16 protein-coding genes are annotated in these 19,195 nt (G+C 72.6%); 6 read left to right on the top strand and 10 right to left on the bottom strand.

The window, feature by feature from the left end; genetic code table 11:
• Positions 1 to 89: 89 nt before the first annotated feature.
• A complete protein-coding gene (gene glnA, locus ACLQ29_RS15930; RefSeq protein WP_393363692.1) occupies positions 90 to 1,514 on the bottom strand; it encodes a type I glutamate--ammonia ligase in 1,425 nt (474 codons plus the stop codon).
• Positions 1,515 to 1,766: 252 nt separating this feature from the next.
• Between glnA and ACLQ29_RS15925 the strand changes: the two genes are divergently transcribed.
• Positions 1,767 to 2,174: an RDD family protein gene (locus tag ACLQ29_RS15925; protein ID WP_425772294.1), complete on the top strand. Its 408-nt coding sequence runs from the start codon at positions 1,767 to 1,769 to the stop codon at positions 2,172 to 2,174.
• Positions 2,175 to 2,545: 371 nt separating this feature from the next.
• Here the strand turns inward: ACLQ29_RS15925 and ACLQ29_RS15920 are convergent, their stop codons facing one another.
• Positions 2,546 to 3,232, bottom strand: coding sequence for a DUF4191 domain-containing protein (locus tag ACLQ29_RS15920; protein ID WP_425772293.1), 687 nt, complete (start codon positions 3,230 to 3,232; stop codon positions 2,546 to 2,548).
• Between the two features lie 206 nt (positions 3,233 to 3,438).
• Here ACLQ29_RS15920 and ACLQ29_RS15915 point away from each other — a divergent pair, with 206 nt between their 5' ends.
• Together ACLQ29_RS15915 and ACLQ29_RS15910 are read left to right on the top strand one after the other, a co-directional pair.
• Complete coding sequence (locus ACLQ29_RS15915) at positions 3,439 to 3,609, top strand: hypothetical protein (protein WP_393363683.1); 171 nt, start codon at positions 3,439 to 3,441, stop codon at positions 3,607 to 3,609.
• A 179-nt stretch (positions 3,610 to 3,788) separates the two neighbouring features.
• Positions 3,789 to 6,680, top strand: coding sequence for a helix-turn-helix transcriptional regulator (locus tag ACLQ29_RS15910; protein WP_425772292.1), 2,892 nt, complete (start codon positions 3,789 to 3,791; stop codon positions 6,678 to 6,680).
• 67 nt (positions 6,681 to 6,747) lie between these two features.
• On the opposite strand, the gene ACLQ29_RS15905 is transcribed toward ACLQ29_RS15910, so the two are convergent.
• Positions 6,748 to 8,463: a hypothetical protein gene (locus tag ACLQ29_RS15905; protein WP_425772291.1), complete on the bottom strand. Its 1,716-nt coding sequence runs from the start codon at positions 8,461 to 8,463 to the stop codon at positions 6,748 to 6,750.
• A 122-nt stretch (positions 8,464 to 8,585) separates the two neighbouring features.
• On the opposite strand from ACLQ29_RS15905, the gene ACLQ29_RS15900 reads away from it, so the two are divergent.
• The gene (locus ACLQ29_RS15900) at positions 8,586 to 8,819 is read left to right on the top strand and encodes a hypothetical protein (RefSeq protein WP_425772290.1); all 234 of its coding nucleotides are present in this window, start codon (positions 8,586 to 8,588) and stop codon (positions 8,817 to 8,819) included.
• Positions 8,820 to 8,836: 17 nt separating this feature from the next.
• On the top strand, positions 8,837 to 9,259 hold the full coding sequence (locus ACLQ29_RS15895; protein WP_425772289.1) for a hypothetical protein: 423 nt from the start codon (positions 8,837 to 8,839) through the stop codon (positions 9,257 to 9,259).
• An 85-nt stretch (positions 9,260 to 9,344) separates the two neighbouring features.
• Here ACLQ29_RS15895 and lipA read toward each other — a convergent pair whose 3' ends face one another.
• Positions 9,345 to 10,340: a lipoyl synthase gene (lipA, locus tag ACLQ29_RS15890; protein ID WP_393363674.1), complete on the bottom strand. Its 996-nt coding sequence runs from the start codon at positions 10,338 to 10,340 to the stop codon at positions 9,345 to 9,347.
• Between the two features lie 450 nt (positions 10,341 to 10,790).
• Between lipA and aspS the strand changes: the two genes are divergently transcribed.
• On the top strand, positions 10,791 to 12,077 hold the full coding sequence (gene aspS / locus ACLQ29_RS15885) for an aspartate--tRNA(Asn) ligase (RefSeq protein ID WP_425772288.1): 1,287 nt from the start codon (positions 10,791 to 10,793) through the stop codon (positions 12,075 to 12,077).
• Here the strand turns inward: aspS and ACLQ29_RS15880 are convergent.
• The 6 genes from ACLQ29_RS15880 to ACLQ29_RS15855 form a co-directional block, all read right to left on the bottom strand.
• Positions 12,037 to 13,434: an RNA polymerase sigma factor gene (locus tag ACLQ29_RS15880; RefSeq protein ID WP_425772287.1), complete on the bottom strand. Its 1,398-nt coding sequence runs from the start codon at positions 13,432 to 13,434 to the stop codon at positions 12,037 to 12,039. The two genes, aspS and ACLQ29_RS15880, sit on opposite strands and share 41 nt — an antisense overlap.
• A 4-nt stretch (positions 13,435 to 13,438) precedes the next feature.
• Positions 13,439 to 13,783, bottom strand: a complete 345-nt coding sequence (locus tag ACLQ29_RS15875) for a YciI family protein (protein WP_393363665.1) — start codon at positions 13,781 to 13,783, stop codon at positions 13,439 to 13,441.
• Between the two features lie 193 nt (positions 13,784 to 13,976).
• Positions 13,977 to 15,083 (bottom strand): threonine synthase, encoded by a 1,107-nt coding sequence (locus tag ACLQ29_RS15870; protein WP_425772286.1) that lies wholly within the window; start codon positions 15,081 to 15,083, stop codon positions 13,977 to 13,979.
• Between the two features lie 45 nt (positions 15,084 to 15,128).
• Positions 15,129 to 15,770 (bottom strand): lipoyl(octanoyl) transferase LipB, encoded by a 642-nt coding sequence (lipB, locus tag ACLQ29_RS15865; protein WP_425772285.1) that lies wholly within the window; start codon positions 15,768 to 15,770, stop codon positions 15,129 to 15,131.
• A 72-nt stretch (positions 15,771 to 15,842) separates the two neighbouring features.
• Positions 15,843 to 17,147 (bottom strand): TolB family protein, encoded by a 1,305-nt coding sequence (locus ACLQ29_RS15860; RefSeq protein WP_425772284.1) that lies wholly within the window; start codon positions 17,145 to 17,147, stop codon positions 15,843 to 15,845.
• A gap of 56 nt (positions 17,148 to 17,203) precedes the next feature.
• Positions 17,204 to 19,036 (bottom strand): DUF2079 domain-containing protein, encoded by a 1,833-nt coding sequence (locus ACLQ29_RS15855; protein ID WP_425772283.1) that lies wholly within the window; start codon positions 19,034 to 19,036, stop codon positions 17,204 to 17,206.
• Positions 19,037 to 19,195 lie beyond the last annotated feature (159 nt).

Raw genomic sequence — 19,195 nt, 5'->3', positions numbered from 1 at the left:
CCAGACCGCCGCGAGCGCGGTCGCGGTGAGCAGGGACAGCACCGCCGCGAGGCGTACCCCGGGGATCAGGCCGGCGGTTCAGCTACTGCTCAGCAGTCGTAGTACATGGCGAACTCGTGCGGAGTCGGGCGCAGACGCACCGGGTCGACCTCGTTGGCGCGCTTCCAGTCGACCCAGGTGGAGATCAGGTCGGGGGTGAAGACGCCACCGTCGAGCAGGTAGTCGTGGTCGGCCTCCAGCGAGTCGAGCACGGCCGGCAGCGAGCCCGGCACCTGCTTGACGTCGCCCCACTCCTCCGGCGGGAGGTCGTAGAGGTCCTTGTCGATCGGCGTCGGCGGCTCCATCTTGCTCTTGATGCCGTCCAGGCCGGCCATCATCATGGCCGAGAAGGCCAGGTAGACGTTTGCCGACGGGTCCGGCACGCGGAACTCGACGCGCTTGGCCTTGGCGTTGCTGCCGGTCACCGGGATGCGGGTGCAGGCGGAGCGGTTGCGCTGCGAGTAGACCAGGTTGACCGGCGCCTCGTAGCCCGGCACCAGACGACGGTACGAGTTGACCGTCGGGTTGGTGAAGGCCAGCAGCGACGGCGCGTGGTGCAGCAGACCACCGATGTACCAGCGGGCCATGTCGGACAGGCCGGCGTAGCCGGTCTCGTCGTAGAACAGCGGCTCACCGTTGAGCCAGAGGCTCTGGTGGGTGTGCATGCCGGAGCCGTTGTCACCGAAGAGCGGCTTGGGCATGAAGGTCGCGGTCTTGCCGTTGGCCCAGGCCTCGTTCTTCACGATGTACTTGAAGAGCTGGAGCTGGTCACCGGCGTGCAGCAGGGTGGAGAACCGGTAGTTGATCTCGGACTGGCCGGCGGTGCCCACCTCGTGGTGCGAGCGCTCCACGTTGAAGCCGGTGTCGACGAGGCGGCGCACGATCGAGTCACGCAGATCGGCGTAGTGGTCGACCGGCGGCACCGGGAAGTAGCCGCCCTTGTACGCGGTCTTGTAACCGAGGTTGCCGCCCTGCTCCTCGCGGCCGGTGTTCCACGCGCCCTCGACCGAGTCGATGTAGTAGAACGACTGGTGCGCAGAGGTCTCGTGGCGGATCGAGTCGAAGATGTAGAACTCCGCCTCGGCCCCGAAGTAGGCGGTGTCGGCGATGCCGCTGGCCGCCAGGTACGCCTCGGCCTTCTTCGCGACGTTGCGCGGGTCGCGGCTGTAGGCCTCGCGGGTGAACGGGTCGTGGATGAAGAAGTTCAGCGCGAGAGTCTTCTGCGCGCGGAACGGGTCGATGAACGCGGTGGCGACGTCCGGGAGCAGGAGCATGTCCGACTCGTGGATCGCCTGGAAACCGCGGATCGACGAACCGTCGAACGCGAGGCCGTCGGTGAAAAGGTCGTCGTTGACGGACTCGACCGGCAGGTTGAAGTGCTGCATCACGCCGGGCAGGTCACAGAAACGAACGTCGACGAACTTCACGTCCTCGTTCTTGAGGTATCGCAGCAGTTCCTCGGGATTGGCGAACACACATCCTCCTGGCACGTCCACGGGGTGGCTAGGCTTCTGGCGACGCTAGGGCCGGGCGGTTGCCCGGCCGTGTCTCCGTTGTTTCTGCCGTGTTACGTCCCGTGCGGAGCGTCAGCGATGCTCCGGTCCACGCCTCCGGCCCGCCGCGAACGCCGTCCGACTGTGCCAGTGTAATGACATCTGATGCCATTGGCCCGAATCGGCACACCGTGGCGGGATACCCGGCAGGCCCTCATCCCCGCGCGGATACCCTTGACCGCTGTGACCAATCCGCACGTCCCGGCAGCGCCGGCAACCGACCCCAGCTTCGCCCCGCCCAGCCTCGGCAAGCGGTTCGGGGCGCTGATCATCGACTGGCTGCTCTGTGTGCTGGTGTCCAACTTCTTCGCCGACCCGATCCGCGACAGTTGGGCGCCGGTGCTGGTGCTGGTGCTGGTGTACGGCTTCTTCCTCGGCCTGTTCGCCCAGACGCCGGGCATGTACATCACGAAGATCCGCTGCGTGAACTGGCACGACGGTGGCCGGATCGGGGTGCTCCGAGGGCTGATCCGGGGCCTGCTGCTGGCCCTCGTCGTCCCCGCGCTGATCATGGACGAGCACCGTCGTGGCCTGCACGACCGGTTCGCCAACTCGGTCATCGTCGACGCCCCCCGAGGCTGAGCCCCCCGCCGCGCACCCGCCGCGCCGCCGCGCCGCCGCCGCGCCCGCGGCCCGGCTGCGCTCGCGCCCCCGGCCCGCCGCCGCACGATCTTGACCCCTGCCGGGATCGCAGGCTCGCTTCCGGCGGCCCATGCGTCCGCATCTGGGCAAGATCGCAGCAACTTCGGGGAAGTTGCTGCCTGCGGCACGTCTGAGGCAGCAACTTCGGGGATGTTGTGCGGGTGCGGGTGCGGGTGCGGGTGCGGGTGCGGGTGCGGGTGCGAGCGCGGGGCGCGGGGCGCGGGGCGCGGGGCGCGGGGCGCGGACGGGAAGGCGCGGACGGGAAAGAGCCGGACCCGTCCGGGTCCGGCTCCTTCGCGTACAGCTGGGGGTCAGCGGCCCCGCGACTGGCGGGACGCGCCTGGCGGCCGCATGTTCTTCGGGATCGCGCCCTTGGGCATCTGCGGACGGGCGGTGAGGGCCTTGAGCCGCTTGTCCAGCGAGTTGACGTCCTTGCCGGAGAGCGCCCGGGGCAGACGCAGCAATGTCGTGCGGAGCTTGCGGATCGGCAGCTCGCCCTCCTCCTGCCCGATCACGTAGTCGTGCAGGGGAGCGGAGCCGATCACCTTCGACAGCCGCCGCTTCTCCTGCCCGAGCAGGCCGCGCACCCGCTGCGGGTTACCCTCGGCCAGCAGGATCACGCCCGGCCGACCGATCACCAGGTGGATCATGTCCATCTGGGTGGTCGAGCTGACCGCCGGGGTCACCCGCCAGTCGCCGCGCATGTTCTCCATGATCTGCGCCGCCGCGCCGGGCTGCCCCTCGGCGGCGTTCATCATCGCCCTGTTGGACCGCAGGTTGAGCACGATCAGCACCGCGAGCAGGACGAACAGGATGCCGATCGGCAGCCAGATCCAGCTCCAGAGGATGACCGCGACCACGGTGAGGGCGAGCGGGATGAGCACCGCGGCGGCGACCAGCGGCGCGAACCACCGGTCCTGCTTGGCGGTGAACTGGAACACCATCCCGATCTGCTTCAGCCGTTGGCCGAACGAGACCTTCTCCTGGGGCTTTGCCATGCCGCAGAGTCTAGTGGTCGCCGCCCGCCCCGTTGATCCGCGTCCGGGTGCCGGCCGACTGAGTACCTTACGTCGCCTCGCCGGTGCGGGCCGGGCACGTAAGGAGGGCGCCACCGGTGAAGATCAGGCGCTGTCCCCATGCCCGGGTGGGGCCTTCGCGCGGAGAGTCGTCAGCAGCGGACGACACCACGACGAAGGAGACCGACATGTTCGGCAACGACGCGGAATTCCTGCTCTCCCTGCACCGCACGCACGCCGCCGAGCTGCGCGCGGAGGTGGCCGCAGACCGGCTCGCCCGCGCGGTGTCGCGACACACCGGCCGGAGCTGGCTGGGCCGCCGCCAGCCGACCCGCCGCCTCGGCGACGACCGCCGGTGACCGCGCCCGCCCCGGCGGCCACGTCCACGGCACCCGACCCGCGTGACGGCCGACCGCCGGTGACCGCGCCCGCCCCGGCGGCCACGTCCACGGCACCCGACCCGCGCGACGGCCGACCGCCGGCCGTCCCGCCGATCGCTGGGGCCGGTGCCGGTGGCCGCCATGGCATGCTCGCTTCCGTGACCGTACGCGCCGCCAGCTCCGTCCTCGTCGGCCGCCAGCACGAGTTGGCGACGCTGCGCGAGACGCTGACCCGCGCACGGGCGGGGGAGCCGACCACCGTGCTGGTCGGTGGCGAGGCGGGGGTGGGCAAGACCCGTCTGTTGGAGGAGTTCTCCGGCTGGGCCACCGACGGCGGGGCGCGGGTGCTTGTCGGCCAGTGTCTGGAGCTGGGCGAGTCGGGTCTGCCGTTCGCCCCGTTCGCCGCCGCCCTGCGCGCGGTGCTGCGCGTCGACGGTCCCGAGGTGTTCGCCGGGTACGAGGCGGAGTTCGCCCGGCTGCTGCCGGAGCTGGGCCGGGCGACGCTGGCCGCGCCGAGCGCCGCCCCGGTCGGTGACGCCCCACGCGGATACCTGTTCGACCTGGTCGCCGAGCTGTTCCACCGGCTCGCCGACGCCCAGCCGCTGGTGCTGCTGATCGAGGACCTGCACTGGGCCGACCGCTCCACCCGCGACCTGATCGGCTTCCTGGTCCGGACGGCCCGACCGGGCCGGCTGCTGCTGGTCTGCACCTACCGCACCGACGAGTTGCAGCGCGGGCACCCCTTGCGCCCGTTCCTGGCCGAGCTGGACCGGGTCCGCGGCGTGCACCGGGTCGAGCTGGGCCGGCTGGACCGCGACGGAACCGGCGCGATCCTCGCGGATCTGCTCGGCGCCGAGCCGCCCACACGTGCCGTCGACGACGTCCACGAGCGCACCCAGGGCAACCCCTTCTTCATCGAGGAGCTGGCCGTCGCCGGTGACCCGGTCGGCTGCGCGGCGCTTCCAGAAACCCTGCGTGACCTGCTGTTGGCCCGGGTGGACCGGCTGCCCGAGCCGTCCCAGCGGGTGCTGCGGATCGCCGCGGCCGGCGGCACCCGGTTCGCCCACGACCTGCTCTCCGAGGTCGCCGGGCTGCCGGACACCGAGTTGGAGGACGCGCTGCGCGCCGCCGTCGCCGCCCAACTCGTGGTGGCCGACCCGGACGGCGACTACGAGTTCCGGCACGCGCTGGTCCGCGAGGCCGTACACGACGAGTTGCTGCCCGGCGAGCACGCCCGGCTGCACGCCCGCTTCGCCGCCGCGATCGAGGCGCAGCCGCACCTGGTCGCCGTCGGCCGGGCCCCGGCCGAGATCGCCCACCACTGGTACGCCGCGCACCACCACCCGCGCGCCCTGGTCGCCGCGCTGTCCGCGGCCCGCGCCGCCGCCGACCGGTACGCCTACGCCGAGCAGCGCCGACTGTTGGAGCGGGCGCTGGAGCTGTGGGAACTGGTGCCCGACGCCGCCGACCTGCTCGGCATCGACCACCTGGCGCTGCTGGAGCAGACCCTGGACGCCTCGATCACCGCCGGCGACTTCAGCCGGGCCATCACCCTGACCCGGGCCGGGCTGGCCGAGGTGGACGCCGACGCCGCGCCGCTGCGTGCCGCCCGCCTGCTGGACCAGCGGGGTCGACTGATGGCCCTGCTCGGCAAGGCTGACGGCAGCCGTGAGCTGGATGAGGCGTACCGGCTGGCGGCCGGTGGCCCGACCGGCGTGGAGCGGGTCCGGCTGCTCGCCGACATCGCCACCCACCTGGCCAAGATCGATCCTCCGCAGGCCGCCCGGGTGGCCGCCGAGGCGGATGCCGCCGCCGCGGCCCTCGGCGAGGAGCTGGCCCTGCTGCCGACGCGGATCGCCATGCTCTGCCACGGCGAGCGGGATCTGGAGCGTGGGCTGACCGGGCTGGCCGAGGTCGAGGCCGTCGCGCGTACGGCCGGGGACACGCCGACGCTCGTGCTCGCCAAGGTGTTCCAGTCGGACATGCTCTGCGAGTTGGGCCGCTACGCCGAGTCCGCGCAGGCGGCGGAGGCCGGTGTGGCCGAGGCGCGGCGGGTGGGGATCAGCCGCTCGACCGGGGCGTACCTGCTGTCGAACCGGGCCGAGGCGCTTATCGCGCTGGGTCGCTGGGACGAGGCCGAGGGGGTGTGCGCGGAGGCCGCCCGGATCGACCTGTCCGGCGTCACCGGGCTGCACTGGCTCCAGCTGGGCGCCGGGCTGCGGCTGGCCCGCGCCCATCCGGGCGCCGAGGAGCTGGTCGACCGGGCGTTGGCCTTCCTCGGCCGGCCCTACCTGTGGCCGGACCAGCGGCTGCCTCTGCACGAGCTGGGGATCGAGGCCGCGTTGGCTGCCGACGACAAGGTCGAGGCGGTACGGGCCGCCCGCGTCGCGGTGACCGACGCGCATCTGCCGCGCCTGCCCCGGGAAGGCTGGCCGGTGCTCAGCGCCGTCGCCCGTACCGCCGCCCGGGTTGGTGACCGGGAGCTGGCCGCCGCCGTCAGCGCGCTCGCCGCGGACCTGCCGGTCCGACACCCGGCGGCGCGGGCGCACGCCGCCCAGGTCACCGCGCTGCTGGCGGTCGGCGACCAGGCGCTGCCGGCCTGGCGGGCGGCGGTGGACGCGTGGCGTGCCGACGGGCAGCCGTACCCGCTGGCTCGGGCGTTGCTGGCGTTGGCCGAGGCGGCTGCCGCCGGCGGCGAGCGGGACGAGGTGTCGGCGGCGGTCACCGAGGCCACGGAGATCGCCCGGCGGTTGGGCGCGACGCCGCTGGCCGAGGCGACCGCAACCCTGGCGCGGCGGGTCGGCCTGCGCGGGACGGGTCAGGGCGGGGCCGGCGCCGATCTGTTGACCGCCCGGGAGCGGGAGGTGCTGCGGCTGGTCGCCGAGGGGCACAGCAACAGCCGGATCGCCGAGCGGTTGTTCATCTCCCCGAAGACGGCGAGCGTGCACGTCTCCCGGATCATCGCGAAGCTCGACGTGACAAACCGGGGGGAGGCCGCCGCGCTGGCCCACCGCCTCGGCCTGCTCGCCGAGCCCGCGCCACCCCGCTGACGAGCCCGCCGGCGGTCACCGCCCGGCCGGGCGGTCATCGCCGGGTCGGGCGCGCTGGACCGGGCGGTCAGGCGGACGGCAGGTAGATCCGCCAGCCGTCGATCGTGACCAGGTCCAGGCTGCCCGGGGCGGCGCGCAGCCGCTCGTCGAGAGTGTGCGCCAACGGCGAGCCGGTCGGTGCGACCCAGGCGGGCGCCGTCGCGGCGTCGACCTCCCGCCGGTACGCGGGATAGCGGTCGAAGCCGGGGCGCAGCGCGTCGTCGACGACCGCGCAGACCACCTGCTCCGCCGTGGCGAAGGTGAGCCGGTTGCAGGTCCAGTAGCCCGCGATTACGTGTCGTACGCCGAGCTGCCGCAGGGTGGTCACCAACTCGGTGTGCCGGGCCTCGGCGGTCCGCGTCGCGGGTGCGGTCCGCGCTGCCTGCCAGGTGGCGTGGCCGGCGGTGCCCAGGGTGGCCACGAGCAACGCCAGCGCGACCGGGCGGGCCAGCGCCGACCCGACGCCCCGACGGTCGCCCACCGGCCGTCGCGGACCACCACGGGCCGTCGCCCAGACCGGCCACAGCAGTGCCGGCAGGGAGATGAGCAGACAGGACAGATAGCGGGAACTCTCCACCGGGGTGAGCCCGGCGGCACTGCTCACGGTGTACGCGCCGAGGGTGCCGACCGCGGCCAGTACGAGCGCCAGCCAGACCGCAGCCGCCACCCGAGCCGGCACCTCGGCGACGCCCCCAGCGCCGCCAGCGGCAGGGACCGCGGAGTCGGTCGGGAGGGCGGGGTCGGTCGGGAGGGCGGGATCGGTCGGGAGGGCGGGCGCTCGGCGCAGGGTGTGCCAGGCGGTCGCGGCGGCGAGGGCCAGCAGCAGCGGCAGGGCGAGTGCCCACCACAGTTGCCAGGTGGCGCACCGCCCGGGACCGCAGAATCCCATGCCCAGCGCCGGGCCGAGCAGCAGGCCGCCGTGCAACCGGTCCGCCCATCCCGCGCTGGCGTTCGCACCGCTGGCGGCGAGCACCGCGTTGAGTGGGTTCCGGCCGCTCAGCAGGCTGTCCAGCAGCAGCGGGGCCGCGCCCAGCACGGCGGCGGCCCCGAACAGCGCCCCGGCCGCGCCCCACAGTTGCCGACGGCAGAAACCGACGAGCACCGCGCCGAGCGCCACGACGTAGGGCAGCACCAGCGGGTCGACCCAGACCATCAGCCCGGCCAGGAACCCCCACACCGCCCAGCGCGCCAGCCACCACCCCGGTCGCCCGCTCGCCAGATCCACCGCGAGCACGGCCAGCGCCATCCCGGCCGCGTTCATCTCCGGATAGCCACCACCGGCGATCAGCTGGTTCTTCACCACCCGGTCGGAACCCAGCGCCAGCAGCGCCACCACCAGTAGCCCGAACCACAGGTCCCCGGTCAGGCGCAGCGTCAACCGCCAGGCCAGCAGCAGGAACAGCACGTACAGCGCGAGCGTGGGCAGCCGCAGACCGAGCAGCGACGGCCCCCCGGCCAGGGCGAACACCGGCGCGGCCAGGTACGCCTCCAGCGGGCCCATGTACTGCTGGCCGTAGAACCAGACCGGGAAGTCCTCGGCTCGGGAGATGTGCAGCGCGGCCAACCCCATGGCGGCCTCGTCGCTGTTCGTGGGCGGCGCGGCGTGACCCAGCAGCCAGAGCCGGTAACCCACCCCGACGAGCACGGCCAACCCGGTCAGCCAGCCGACCAACCCGAGACGCGGGCCCGGCCGAGGGTGCGGGGGCCCCGCGTCGCGCGGCTGCTCGCGTACGCCGACGGTCATCGCACGATCATGACATCCGGACGCCTGACGGCCGCGCGGCGGCGCGAGCGGTCGCGGCGAACCCGAGGCTGCCCGTAGGGTGAACCGCTGGGCTGTACTCGGGATGCGGGTGAGCGTGTCTGATGGGTGACGAGAGATCGACCGGGGCGCGGGCGCGTCGCCGGGAGGGGACTCAGCATCCCGGGTTTCTGACCGTGTATTTCCTTGTCGCGCTGGGGTTCTTCCTCAAGCACGAAGATCTGCTCTCGCGAATGCTGGCCGGCGCGATGATGGTCGGCCTGGCGGCGCAGTTCGCCAGCTATCTCTGGCATCGACGCCGCAGTGGAGCCACGCGCGTCGATCCGCCGCAGGCGTGACGATGGGGCGGGAATTCTTGGCGGATCTCGCGGATCGTGCCCGTACCGCTGTCGCGGGATCGGCCGATGTTCGTCTGCTCGGTGAAGGGGCGAAGACAGTGGTGGACGTCGTCCCCGCGGACGACGCGTCCTGTCGCTTCTCGGTCTTCTTGCAGGACGACGACGAGATGACGATCGAGTTCGGTGAGATCTCAGTTCTCGATTTTCACGGCGAGTCGCCGGATGAGCTGCGGGAAGCGTGCCGAGAGGTGGTGGACGCGATTGTCGACGGCAGGGTGACGGAAACCGTCTATGTGCTAGACGGGGTTCCGGTGCGGGCTCTGGCTCACATCGAGGTCCCCGAGCGGACCATCACGGTCCGCACCCGGCGAGGGTTGCAGCCGTTCGCCCGCAAAGCCCGAGTTCGTCAATACCAACCGTATGTTGCGACCGAGAAGTAAACGCTGATGGGGGCGGGGCGGCCGGAAGGGCTGCCCCGCCCACCAGGTCTGGAACCAGCCGGGATGGGCCGGGGACCGGACCGGGTCAGCCCGCGGTGACGACCGGGACGGCGGCGCGGGCGTCGAGCGCCTGCTTGTAGAGCCGGCCCGCCCGGTACGACGAGCGCACCAGCGGCCCGCTCATCACCCCGGCGAAGCCGATCTCCTCGGCCTCCTCGCGCAGCTCCACGAACTCCTCCGGCTTGACCCAGCGGGTCACCGGGTGGTGCCGGGGGGTGGGCCGCAGGTACTGCGTGATGGTGATCAGCTCGCAGCCGGCGTCGTGCAGGTCGCGCAGCGCCTGGGAGACCTCGGCCCGCTCCTCGCCCATGCCCAGGATGAGGTTGCTCTTGGTGACCAGACCGTCGGCGCGGGCCTGCCGGATCACGTCCAGGGAACGGTCGTAGCGGAACGCCGGCCGGATGCGCTTGAAGATGCGCGGCACGGTCTCCACGTTGTGCGCCAGCACCTCGGGCCGGGAGCCGAAGACCTCGGCCAACTGCTCGGGCACGGCGTTGAAGTCCGGGATCAGCAGCTCGACGCCGCAGCCGGGCTGCAGGGCGTGGATCTGTCGGACGGTCTCGGCGTACAGCCAGGCGCCGCCGTCGGGCAGGTCGTCCCGGGCGACACCGGTGATGGTGGCGTAGCGCAGCCCCATCGCGACCACCGACTCGGCGACGCGACGCGGCTCGTCGGCGTCGAACTCGGCCGGCTTGCCGGTGTCGATCTGGCAGAAGTCGCAGCGCCGGGTGCACTGGTCGCCACCGATGAGGAAGGTGGCCTCCCGGTCTTCCCAACACTCGTAGATGTTGGGGCAGCCGGCCTCCTGACAGACGGTGTGCAGCCCCTCGCGCGAGACGAGCCCGCGTAGCTGGGTGTACTCCGGACCCATCTTGGCCTTGACCTTGATCCACGGCGGTTTACGCTCGATCGGCGTCTCGGCGTTGCGCGCCTCGATGCGCAGCAGACGCCGCCCCTCGGGGGCTGCCGTCGCGGTGCGCGCTGCCTGGCCGGTCGTCGGCGCGGAGTGCTCGATCGTCACGAAAACGAGCCTACGCCGGACGGCAGGTGTCTATGTACGCCAGGCGACCGGCGTCACGCTCCAAACGTTGTGACGCCGGACACCGGATAGTCGAAAATGGGCGTCACACGCGTGGGGATCTGGTGCTACGGTCACCGCCAACAGCGACGACGGAGCCGAGTAGCGCGCCGACCCGCCAGTGCAGAGAGCCGCCGGTGCTGAGAGGCGGTCTGGCGCCGGTGCGCGAAGACCCTCCTGAGCTGCGGGAAGAACGGTTGCGGGTCACCCGTGCCCAGTAGAGCCCGCCCGGCTGGCCCCGGTCATCAGGCGACGAACGAGGCCCTCGCTCGCGCGGGGGTGAAGGTGTGGTGGCACCGCGAGGTTCCCGCTCGCCCACACCTCCCTGGGGCTGATGCCACGCATCGCTTCCGCAGGGCGGCGACGGCGTGGCGATCGGAGGAGCAGCCCGCCATGCAACGAACCCTGTCCCACCACCTGCCCGCCCAGATCGGCGCGACCGTGCGGATCGCCGGGTGGGTGCACCGCCGCCGACTGCTCAAGTCGGTGGCCTTCCTGATCGTGCGCGACGCCGCCGGCCTGGCCCAGGTGGTCGTGACCGACCCGGCCGTCCGCGCCGACCTGGAGAAACTACCCGAGGAGACGGTCGTCGAGGTCACCGCGACGGTGACCGCGAACGACACGGCGCCCGCCGGGGTCGAGCTGACCGACCCGGAGGTACGCCCACTCGGGCCGCCCGCCGTGCCGCCACCGTTCGACCTGTACCGGCCGGCGCTCACCGCGAGCCTGCCCACCCAACTCGACAACGCGCCGACCGCGCTGCGTCACCCCACCCGGTCGGCCGCGCTGCGGATCTCGGCGGCGGCGGTGGCCGGCTTCCGGGCCGCACTCGACGCCCACGACTTCGTGGAGATCCACACCCCGAAGGTGGTCAGCGCCTCCACCGAGAGCGGGGCGAACGTGTTCGCGCTGGACTGGTTCGGCGGGCCCGCGTACCTGGCCCAGTCGCCGCAGTTCTACAAGCAGTTGATGGTCGGCGTCTTCGAACGCGTCTACGAGGTCGGGCCGGTGTTCCGGGCCGAGCCGCACGACACCGTCCGGCACCTCGCGCAGTACACGTCGCTCGACGCCGAGCTGGGCTTCGTCACCGACCACCGGGACGTGATGCGGGTGCTGCGGGACACCCTGGCCGGGATGCTGGGCACCGTGGGCGAGCGGGCCGGTGGCGCCCTGGCGACGCTCGACGTCACACCACCGCAGGTGCCGGCGGAGATCCCGGCGGTGCACTTCACCGAGGCGCTGACGATCGCCGGCGCGCCCGCCGACGAGCCGGACCTCGCACCCGCCCACGAACGGGCGCTGGGCGAGTGGGCCCGCCGCGAACACGGCTCCGACTTCCTCTTCGTCACCGGCTACCCGATGGCCAAGCGGCCGTTCTACACCCACCCGGACCCGGCGCGGCCGGCGTACTCGAACGGGTTTGACCTGCTCTTCCGTGGGCTGGAGCTGGTCACCGGCGGGCAGCGGCTGCACCGGCACGCCGACTACCTGGCGGCGTTGGCGGCCCGGGGCGAGCCGGTCGAGCCGTACGCCGGTTACCTGGACGCGTTCCGGCACGGCATGCCGCCGCACGGTGGCTTCGCCATCGGCCTGGAACGGTTCGTGGCCCGGTTGGTCGGCGCGGCGAACATCCGAGAGGTCACCGCGTTCCCGCGTGACCTGCACCGGCTGACCCCGTAGGACCCGGCGCCGGCTGCGCGCTGGGCCCCGCCGACTCCTCTGAACAGTCGGCGAGTCGATCGCGCAGCCGGGCCGCCTGGGGGCCGTTGAGGTCGAGCGCGAGCGCCGCCCGGTACGCCGTGGCGGCCTCGTCGACCCGGCCGAGGCGGTACAGCAGCTCGCCACGGGTGGCGTGGAACCACGGATAGCCGGCCAGCCCGCCGATCGCTTCCACCAGGGCCAGCCCGGCGGCGGGACCTTCCCGCTCGGCGACCGCCGCCGCCCGGTTCAGCCGCACCACCGGGGTGTCGTGCACGGTGAGCAGCACGTCGTACCAGGAGACGACCGCGTCCCACGGGGTCCGGTCGTACGACGGGGCGAGGGCGTGGCAGGCCGCGATGGCGGCCTGGACGACGTACCGGTCGGGGTGCTCGGGGGTGCGACGCAGGCCCCGACCGACCAGCTCGACCCCCGCGGTGATCGCGGCCCGGTCCCAGCGCGTGCGGTCCTGCTCGCTCAGCAGCAGCAGTTGACAGTGGACGCCTACCCGCGCGGCCCGGCGGGAGTCCTGCAACAGCAGCAGGGCCAGCAGGCCCAGCACTGTCGGTTCGTCAGGCATCAGCTCGACAAGCAGCCGGGCGAGCCGAAGGCCCTCGTCCGCCAGCCCGACCCGGATCAGGTCGTCGCCGACGCCGGCCGTGTAACCCTCGTTGAAGATCAGGTAGACGGTGGCGGCGACGCCTGTCAGTCGTCCCGGCAACTCCTCGGCCGGCGGTATCCGGTACGGGATGCCCGCCCGGCTGATCTTCTGCTTGGCCCGGGTGAGGCGCTTGGCCATCGTCGCCTCCGGCAGCACCAGGGCGTGGGCCACCTCGGCGGTGGTCAGCCCGCCGATGGTACGCAGCGCCAGGGCCACCTGCGCGTCCAGTGACAGCGCCGGATGGCAGCAGGTGAAGACCAGCCGGAGCAGGTCGTCCCGAACCGCCTCGGGTGAGTCCGACACGGGGTCGAGCAGCGCCACGGCTTCGGTCTCCTTCCCGGCGCGGCGGGCCTCCCGGCGGATCAGGTCGACCGCCCGTCGACGCGCCACGACCAGCAACCAGCCACGCGGGTTGTCCGGCACGCCGTCGCGCGGCCAGGTCTGCAGGGCGCGTAGCACCGCGTCCTGCGTCGCGTCCTCGGCCAGGTCGACGCTGCCGGTGACGCGGATCAGCGTGGCGAGGATCCGGGACCGCTCGGCCCGGACCACCTGTTGCGCCGCGCCGACAGCCTGGGCCCGCCGCGCCGCCTCGGGCGGGTGGGCCCGCCGCGCCACCTCGGGCGGTAGGGCCTGGTGCGTCGCCGTGTCGGCCGCGGTCTCCGCGTCACCGGTCAGCATCGGGTCACAACGGGATGATGGGACGGACCTCGACCGCGCCGTTCCAGGCCGCGGGCATCTGTGCGACGGTCGCCACCGCCTCGTCCAGGTCCGCGCATTCCAGCAGGTAGAAGCCGGTCAGGGCTTCCTTGGTCTCGGCGTACGGGCCGTCGGTGGTGAGCACGTCACCGCCCTTGCCGCCGGAGACCCGCACGGTGGTCGCCGTGGCGGTCGGGTAGAGCGCGCTGCCGCCCCGGATCACCGCGCGTGCGGCCGCACCGAACTCCCGATACTCCGCCATCTCGGCAGCCTGCTCGGGGCTGGTCCAGTCGACGTCCGCGGTGTAGGTAAGTGCGATGTAGGTGGGCATGTCCGCTCCTCGCGTCCGGGCCGGGCGGTGCGCGCCGACCTCAGGTGTCGAGCCGACGTCGGTCGCCGACTCCACCATAGGGACGATCGATCAGACGTCCCACGGGACACTCGGTCCGGAAATTCTCACCGGCGCCGGTCCCTGCGACGGGGTGGCCGTCCTCCGTGGCGCGCTTCCCTGCTGGCCAGGGCTGTCACAGCCCCTTGAACAGGTGGGAGGTGGTGATCAGGACGGTCCGCTCGCCGGCGGGGATGACGTCGCGTCGCCGTAGGACGTCGTAGGCGGCCAACACGGTGCAACTGCTGATCTCCCAGGTGTGCCCGTGTCGGCTCGCCCGCTCGTACCAGCGGGTTGCGACGTCCTCCCGCACCACCACGACGCTGCCCGCACTACGGGTCACCGCGGCCTGAGCCTGGACTGTCGTGCTGTCCCCGGCGATGGAGTGGAGGCTTCCGGCGCTGTCGGAGAAGCGTGCGGCGATGTCCTGGCCGGCAAGCACGGCGGACAACCGGGGAAAGGGTTCGACCAGATGAAGGCGGGGCAGGGGGTTGCCCGTCAGGGCGGACCACTGGGCGAACCCGAGGTGGATGCCCCAGGCCAGATCGCCACGGCTGGACGGGATCACGACGTGGTCCACCCCGGCAGGTACGGCGGCCGCTATCTCCCAGGCGATGGCCTTGTAGCCCTCGATGCCGAAACAGCTACTTCCGATGACGATGTCGGCGACGTTGGAGACGGCCAACGTGTCGTGACGGACGGCCGCCTCCTTGACGTACCTGATGCGTTCCTCGTCGGTGTCGAAGGTGTGCAGGTCCGCTCCGAGCCTGCGCAGCGGCTCCGCGAGCGATTCGGGCAGCCAGGTGAAGCCGGCCACCACGGCCCGGAGGCCGACGGCGGCGGCGAAAGCGGCTGTGGCCAGCCCCGCGTTACCTGACGATCCGACGACGACGCGCTCGTAGCCCGAGGCCTTCGCGTGGGCCACCGCCATCGCCGCGAACCGGTCCTTGTGGGATCCGGTCGGGTTCGCCGCCTCGTTCTTGACGAGCACCCCGTCGAGCCAGGGCAGCGGGAACAGCGGTGTGCGTCCCTGGCCCAGATTCGGAACGACCGGGTACGGCACCAGTTGGTCCTGGCGTACCGCCTCGGCGGGGTAACGGCAGAACAGGTTCGAGCCGTGGCCGGCGGCCGCGCAGGAGGGGCACCCGAGCGAGTAGTCGCCGACCGGATGGTGGCTACCGCACCGGATGCATTCGAGGGCCGTGACCGCGGTACCGGTCGGTGGTCGTACCGCGTCCGTCATGTCACGTCCCAGAGGTGTGGGTGCGCTCGTCGGTAGGTGCCGCGGTCAGACCGCGACGAGGGTGGAGAGTCGGCGCTCGACCACCGGGAGCACGTCGGCGACGGTGATCGGGCGACCCAGCTCGGCGGTGAGCGAGGTGACGCCGGCGTCGCGGATGCCGCACGGCACGATCCGGTCGAAGTACGTCAGGTCGCAGTCGCAGTTGATCGAGAAGCCGTGCAGGGTGACGCCCCGGGCCACCCGGATGCCGATGGCGGCCACCTTGCGGGCTGGCCCCCGGTCGTCCTCGGGCACCCAGACGCCGCTGCGCCCCTCGACCCGGCCGGCGGTCAGCCCGAACTCGGCGCACACGTCGATGAGCAGCTCTTCGGTGCGGCGGACGTAGGCGACCACGTCCACCGGGTCGGGCAGCCGCAGGATCGGGTAGCCGACGAGTTGACCCGGCCCGTGCCAGGTGATCTTGCCGCCGCGATCCACGTCGACGACCGGGGTGCCGTCCGTCGGCCGGTCCCACGGCTCGGTGCGCTTGCCCGCGGTGTAGACGCTCGGGTGCTCCAGCAGCAGCACGGTGTCGCCGCGCTCGCCAGCCACCACCGACTCGTGCAGGCGTCGCTGCTCGTCCCAGGCGGCCTGGTAGTCGAGCAGGCCGGCGCGGACGGCGGTGAGGCCGGAGATCGTCGTTGTCACGGTGTCCAGCCTAATCCCGATCCCGGCGATCATCCCTGGTGAGCCGCCTCACCAGGGTTGCCGCCGCCGGGCTCAGGCGCTCGACGCTGGCGGGTCGGTCGCGCGGCGACGTCGTCGACGGCGGATGAGGAGGGCGACGGCGAGCAGCACCGGCGCGGCCAGCGTCAGGTAGACCCAGAGCGGGGCGGCGAACGCCGACGGCCGGGGCTCCGGCCCCCCGAACGCGGCTCGGGTCAGCAGGTCGCCCGGCACCATCAGGTCGGTCGACCCGACCGGCGCGGTTACCAACACCTCACGATCGCCGTCCGGCGACAGTGCGGCGAGCATGGCCTGCCGGTCGGTGTCCTGCTCCGTCTTGCTGACATACCGCAGGACCGGGTCGTCGCCGCGCCAGCCGATGACCCCGCTGACCGAGGTGCCGGCCGGCAATGCCTGGCCGACGGCGTGGCCGGTGGCCGCGTCCAGGAACTCGATCCGCCAGGTGCGCGCCGCCGCCTCCTCGGCCGTACACTCGGTCCCGGCGCAGCCGTCGAAGGCGAGCAGCGCGAGCCGCCGACCGTCGGGATGCCAGGCGGCCGGACCGGCCAGGATCCGCCGATCGCCCAGGTCGACCTGCCAACGCGGACCACCACCGGCTGGGTCGACCACCACCAGTCGCTGACGGTCGGCGAGCCGGGCTGGCGCGTCCGGCCAGCCGGTGGCCGCGACCAGGTCGCCACCGGGTGACCAGGCCGCCGCGGTGTGGGTGTCGAAGGCGCCGACGTCGACCACCCGCTCGGTGCCCCGGAACGGGTCGACGACGAGCAGGTCGTCGGGCTTCTCCGGGTCGTTGAGCTGCTGATTGTCCGGCCCGTAGGTGATCACGTCGTCGTCGTTGTCGCGGGTGGCCAGCACCTGCTGCCCGTCCGGCGACCAGGCGATCGGGTAGACGCCAATGCTCACCGTGCGGCGCTGCCGGCCGGTGGTGAGGTCCAGCAACTCGCCGACGTACGGCCGGAGGTAGTGCCGTCCATCCGGGGAGAGCAGCCCGTGCCCCTCGGCGATGCCAATCGGGATCAGCCGGTACGCGCCGTCCCGGTCAACCAGCACACCTGTCGACTCGAAGTAGCGGGTGCGTTCGGTGAAGAACACCAGCACGGCCGGACCGGCCGGGCGTTGCCCCACGGTGGCCTGCCACAGCCAGGGATCACGCACCCGGGTCGGCACCGCGCCGGCCGCGCCCCCGGCTGCGGTGCTGACTGCGCCGGTACTGGTCGAGCGCGTGCTGACTGCGGCGGTGCTGGTCGTGGCCGTGGCGGGCGGCGCGCTGAGTGCCACCAGCCCCAGCGCGACCCCGACCACCGCGGTGCGCCGCGGTCGTCCGCCGATCTGCCCCATCGGCCCATTAGACGCGATGGCGACCCGTCGTGATGCCCCGGTCGGTCGCGCCGCGCCTAGCGATCGGCTTGGGGGATGCGCCAGAGCCAGACGTCGTCGACCCGCTGCGGCTCGCCGAACAGGGCGGTGCCGGTCCGCCGCAGCGCCTCCTCGTCGACCTCGAACTTCGCGCCGTGCACCTCGTCGGCGAGCACCACCGTCTCGATCCGCCAGTGCCGCAGGTCCGACTGGACCTCCCGGATGGTCCCGTCGGTGACGATCGGCACCAACCCGGTCCGGCCGGCCTGGTCCATCAACGCGCTCAGGGTGCGCGGGACCGGGCCGATCCGGCCGCGCCCGTCCGGCCCGCCGGGGCCGAGGAAGAAGCCGCCGGGGATCTCGAACTCGCCCTGCCGGTGCGACAACGCGTACGCCTGCCAGCGCTGGCCGTCCGGGTAGATGTCCACGGTCAACGGCACCGGAGTGAGCACGCCGTCCGGTGAGACGTAGTCCCGCCAGGTGCCGGAGGTGATGAACTCCGGGATGGGCTCCCGCTCGTCGGTCAGCAGCGGGGTGGGCAGCAGCGGCACCAGGGCCACCGCGAACCCGATCAGCCAGGCCAACTCCGTGGAGCGGTGCCGGGGCGGTGCGGCGCGCAGGTGGTCGACGGCGTACGCCAGCAGCAACCCGATCACCGGCGCGACCACCAGCGCCAGCCGGGCCGGCAGCGCGGCGTTCACCACCGGCAGTTGACCGAGCAGGTCGAACGGCATGGGCAGGTCGGTGCGGCGCCCGTCGACCTTGGCGATCGGGCCGAAGGAGAGCACCGAGAAGATCAGCGCGAGGGCGCCCAGCGCCCAGAGGGTGGCCCGGCGGCCCGGGTCGGCCCGCCGCCAGAGCGCGACGAAGCAGACGACGGTGAGCACCAGCAGTGGGATGCCGAAGAACGAGTTCTCCTCGGTCGGGTTCGGCGCCAGCGAGGTGCCCAGGCCCGCCTCGCCGGCCAGCGAGCGGCGCGGAAAGGCGGCGAACGCGGCGATGTCCTCGGAGTGGATCACCGGGTCGAAGCCGGTGCCGTGGAACCGTTGCGGCCCGGCGAAGTGCAACCACAAGGGGTACGACAGCAGCACCCCGGCCACCACGGCGGTCACCCCGAGCCCGCGCAGGAAGGTGGGCAGCGCGGCGCGCGCCTCGGCCCGGTTCGCCGGGTGCAGCGCCCAGATGGCGACGAACACCCCGAGCGCCAGCGCCGTGAAGAAGAGCCCCTCGGCGGCGATCGAGAACGCCACCGCGACGAGCACGCCGAGGATCACCCCGCCGCGCAGCCAGTGCCCCGCTCGGCGCAGCGCGAAGAGCCGCCAGATCAGCAGCGGCACCAGCCAGCCGGCCGTCCAGTTCAGGTGGGCGTTGGCGTGCGAGACCATGCCGGGGGAGTAGGCGATGAACAGGCCGCCGACCCCGGCGGCCAGCCGACTGCGGACCAGGTGCCGGGAGAGCAGCCAGTACCAGACCAGCGCCGTGGCGGCCAGGTTGAGGGTGAGGATCACCAGGAAGGTGGCCGGCGGCCCGATCAGGTACGTGAGCGGCGCGAAGACCACCGCGTACACAGTGATCGAGGTGTTCACCGCGAGGTTCACGCCGTCCGGGACGTTGATCAGGTACGTGAAGAGCGGGTTGTCGCCGTGGGTGACCGCGTGCCCGCCGAAGGCCAGCAGCCACTCGAAGAGCGCCTGGTCGCTGGAGTTGACGGTGATGGTGCGGACGTTCGGGTCCCGCCACAGCCCACTTGTCACCCAGACGGCGAGCGCGAACGCCACCAGCACGACGATCAGGTCGGCCCGGCGGTCCCGGACGACGCGCGGCAGTGACGCGGGTGCGGGCCCGGTGGCCAGCGACGGGGAGGACGGCACGCAGCGGACGTTACCAACCGGACCTGGACAGGCCGGTCAGACCTGCAAGGAGGGGACCGTTGTTGTCGCGTGGGGTTGGGGAGGACTCGCGTCGACGGTTCGGCGTACACCTCGGCGGCCGTGAATGTGTGAGCACGACCCATGTCTTGGCGACGACAC

It is taken from the genome of Micromonospora sp. DT228, assembly GCF_049841595.1.
In the GTDB taxonomy this organism is placed as follows: domain Bacteria; phylum Actinomycetota; class Actinomycetes; order Mycobacteriales; family Micromonosporaceae; genus Micromonospora.
Note: the sequence above shows the minus strand (reverse complement) of the source record. Positions and strands in the feature narration are given on the sequence as shown.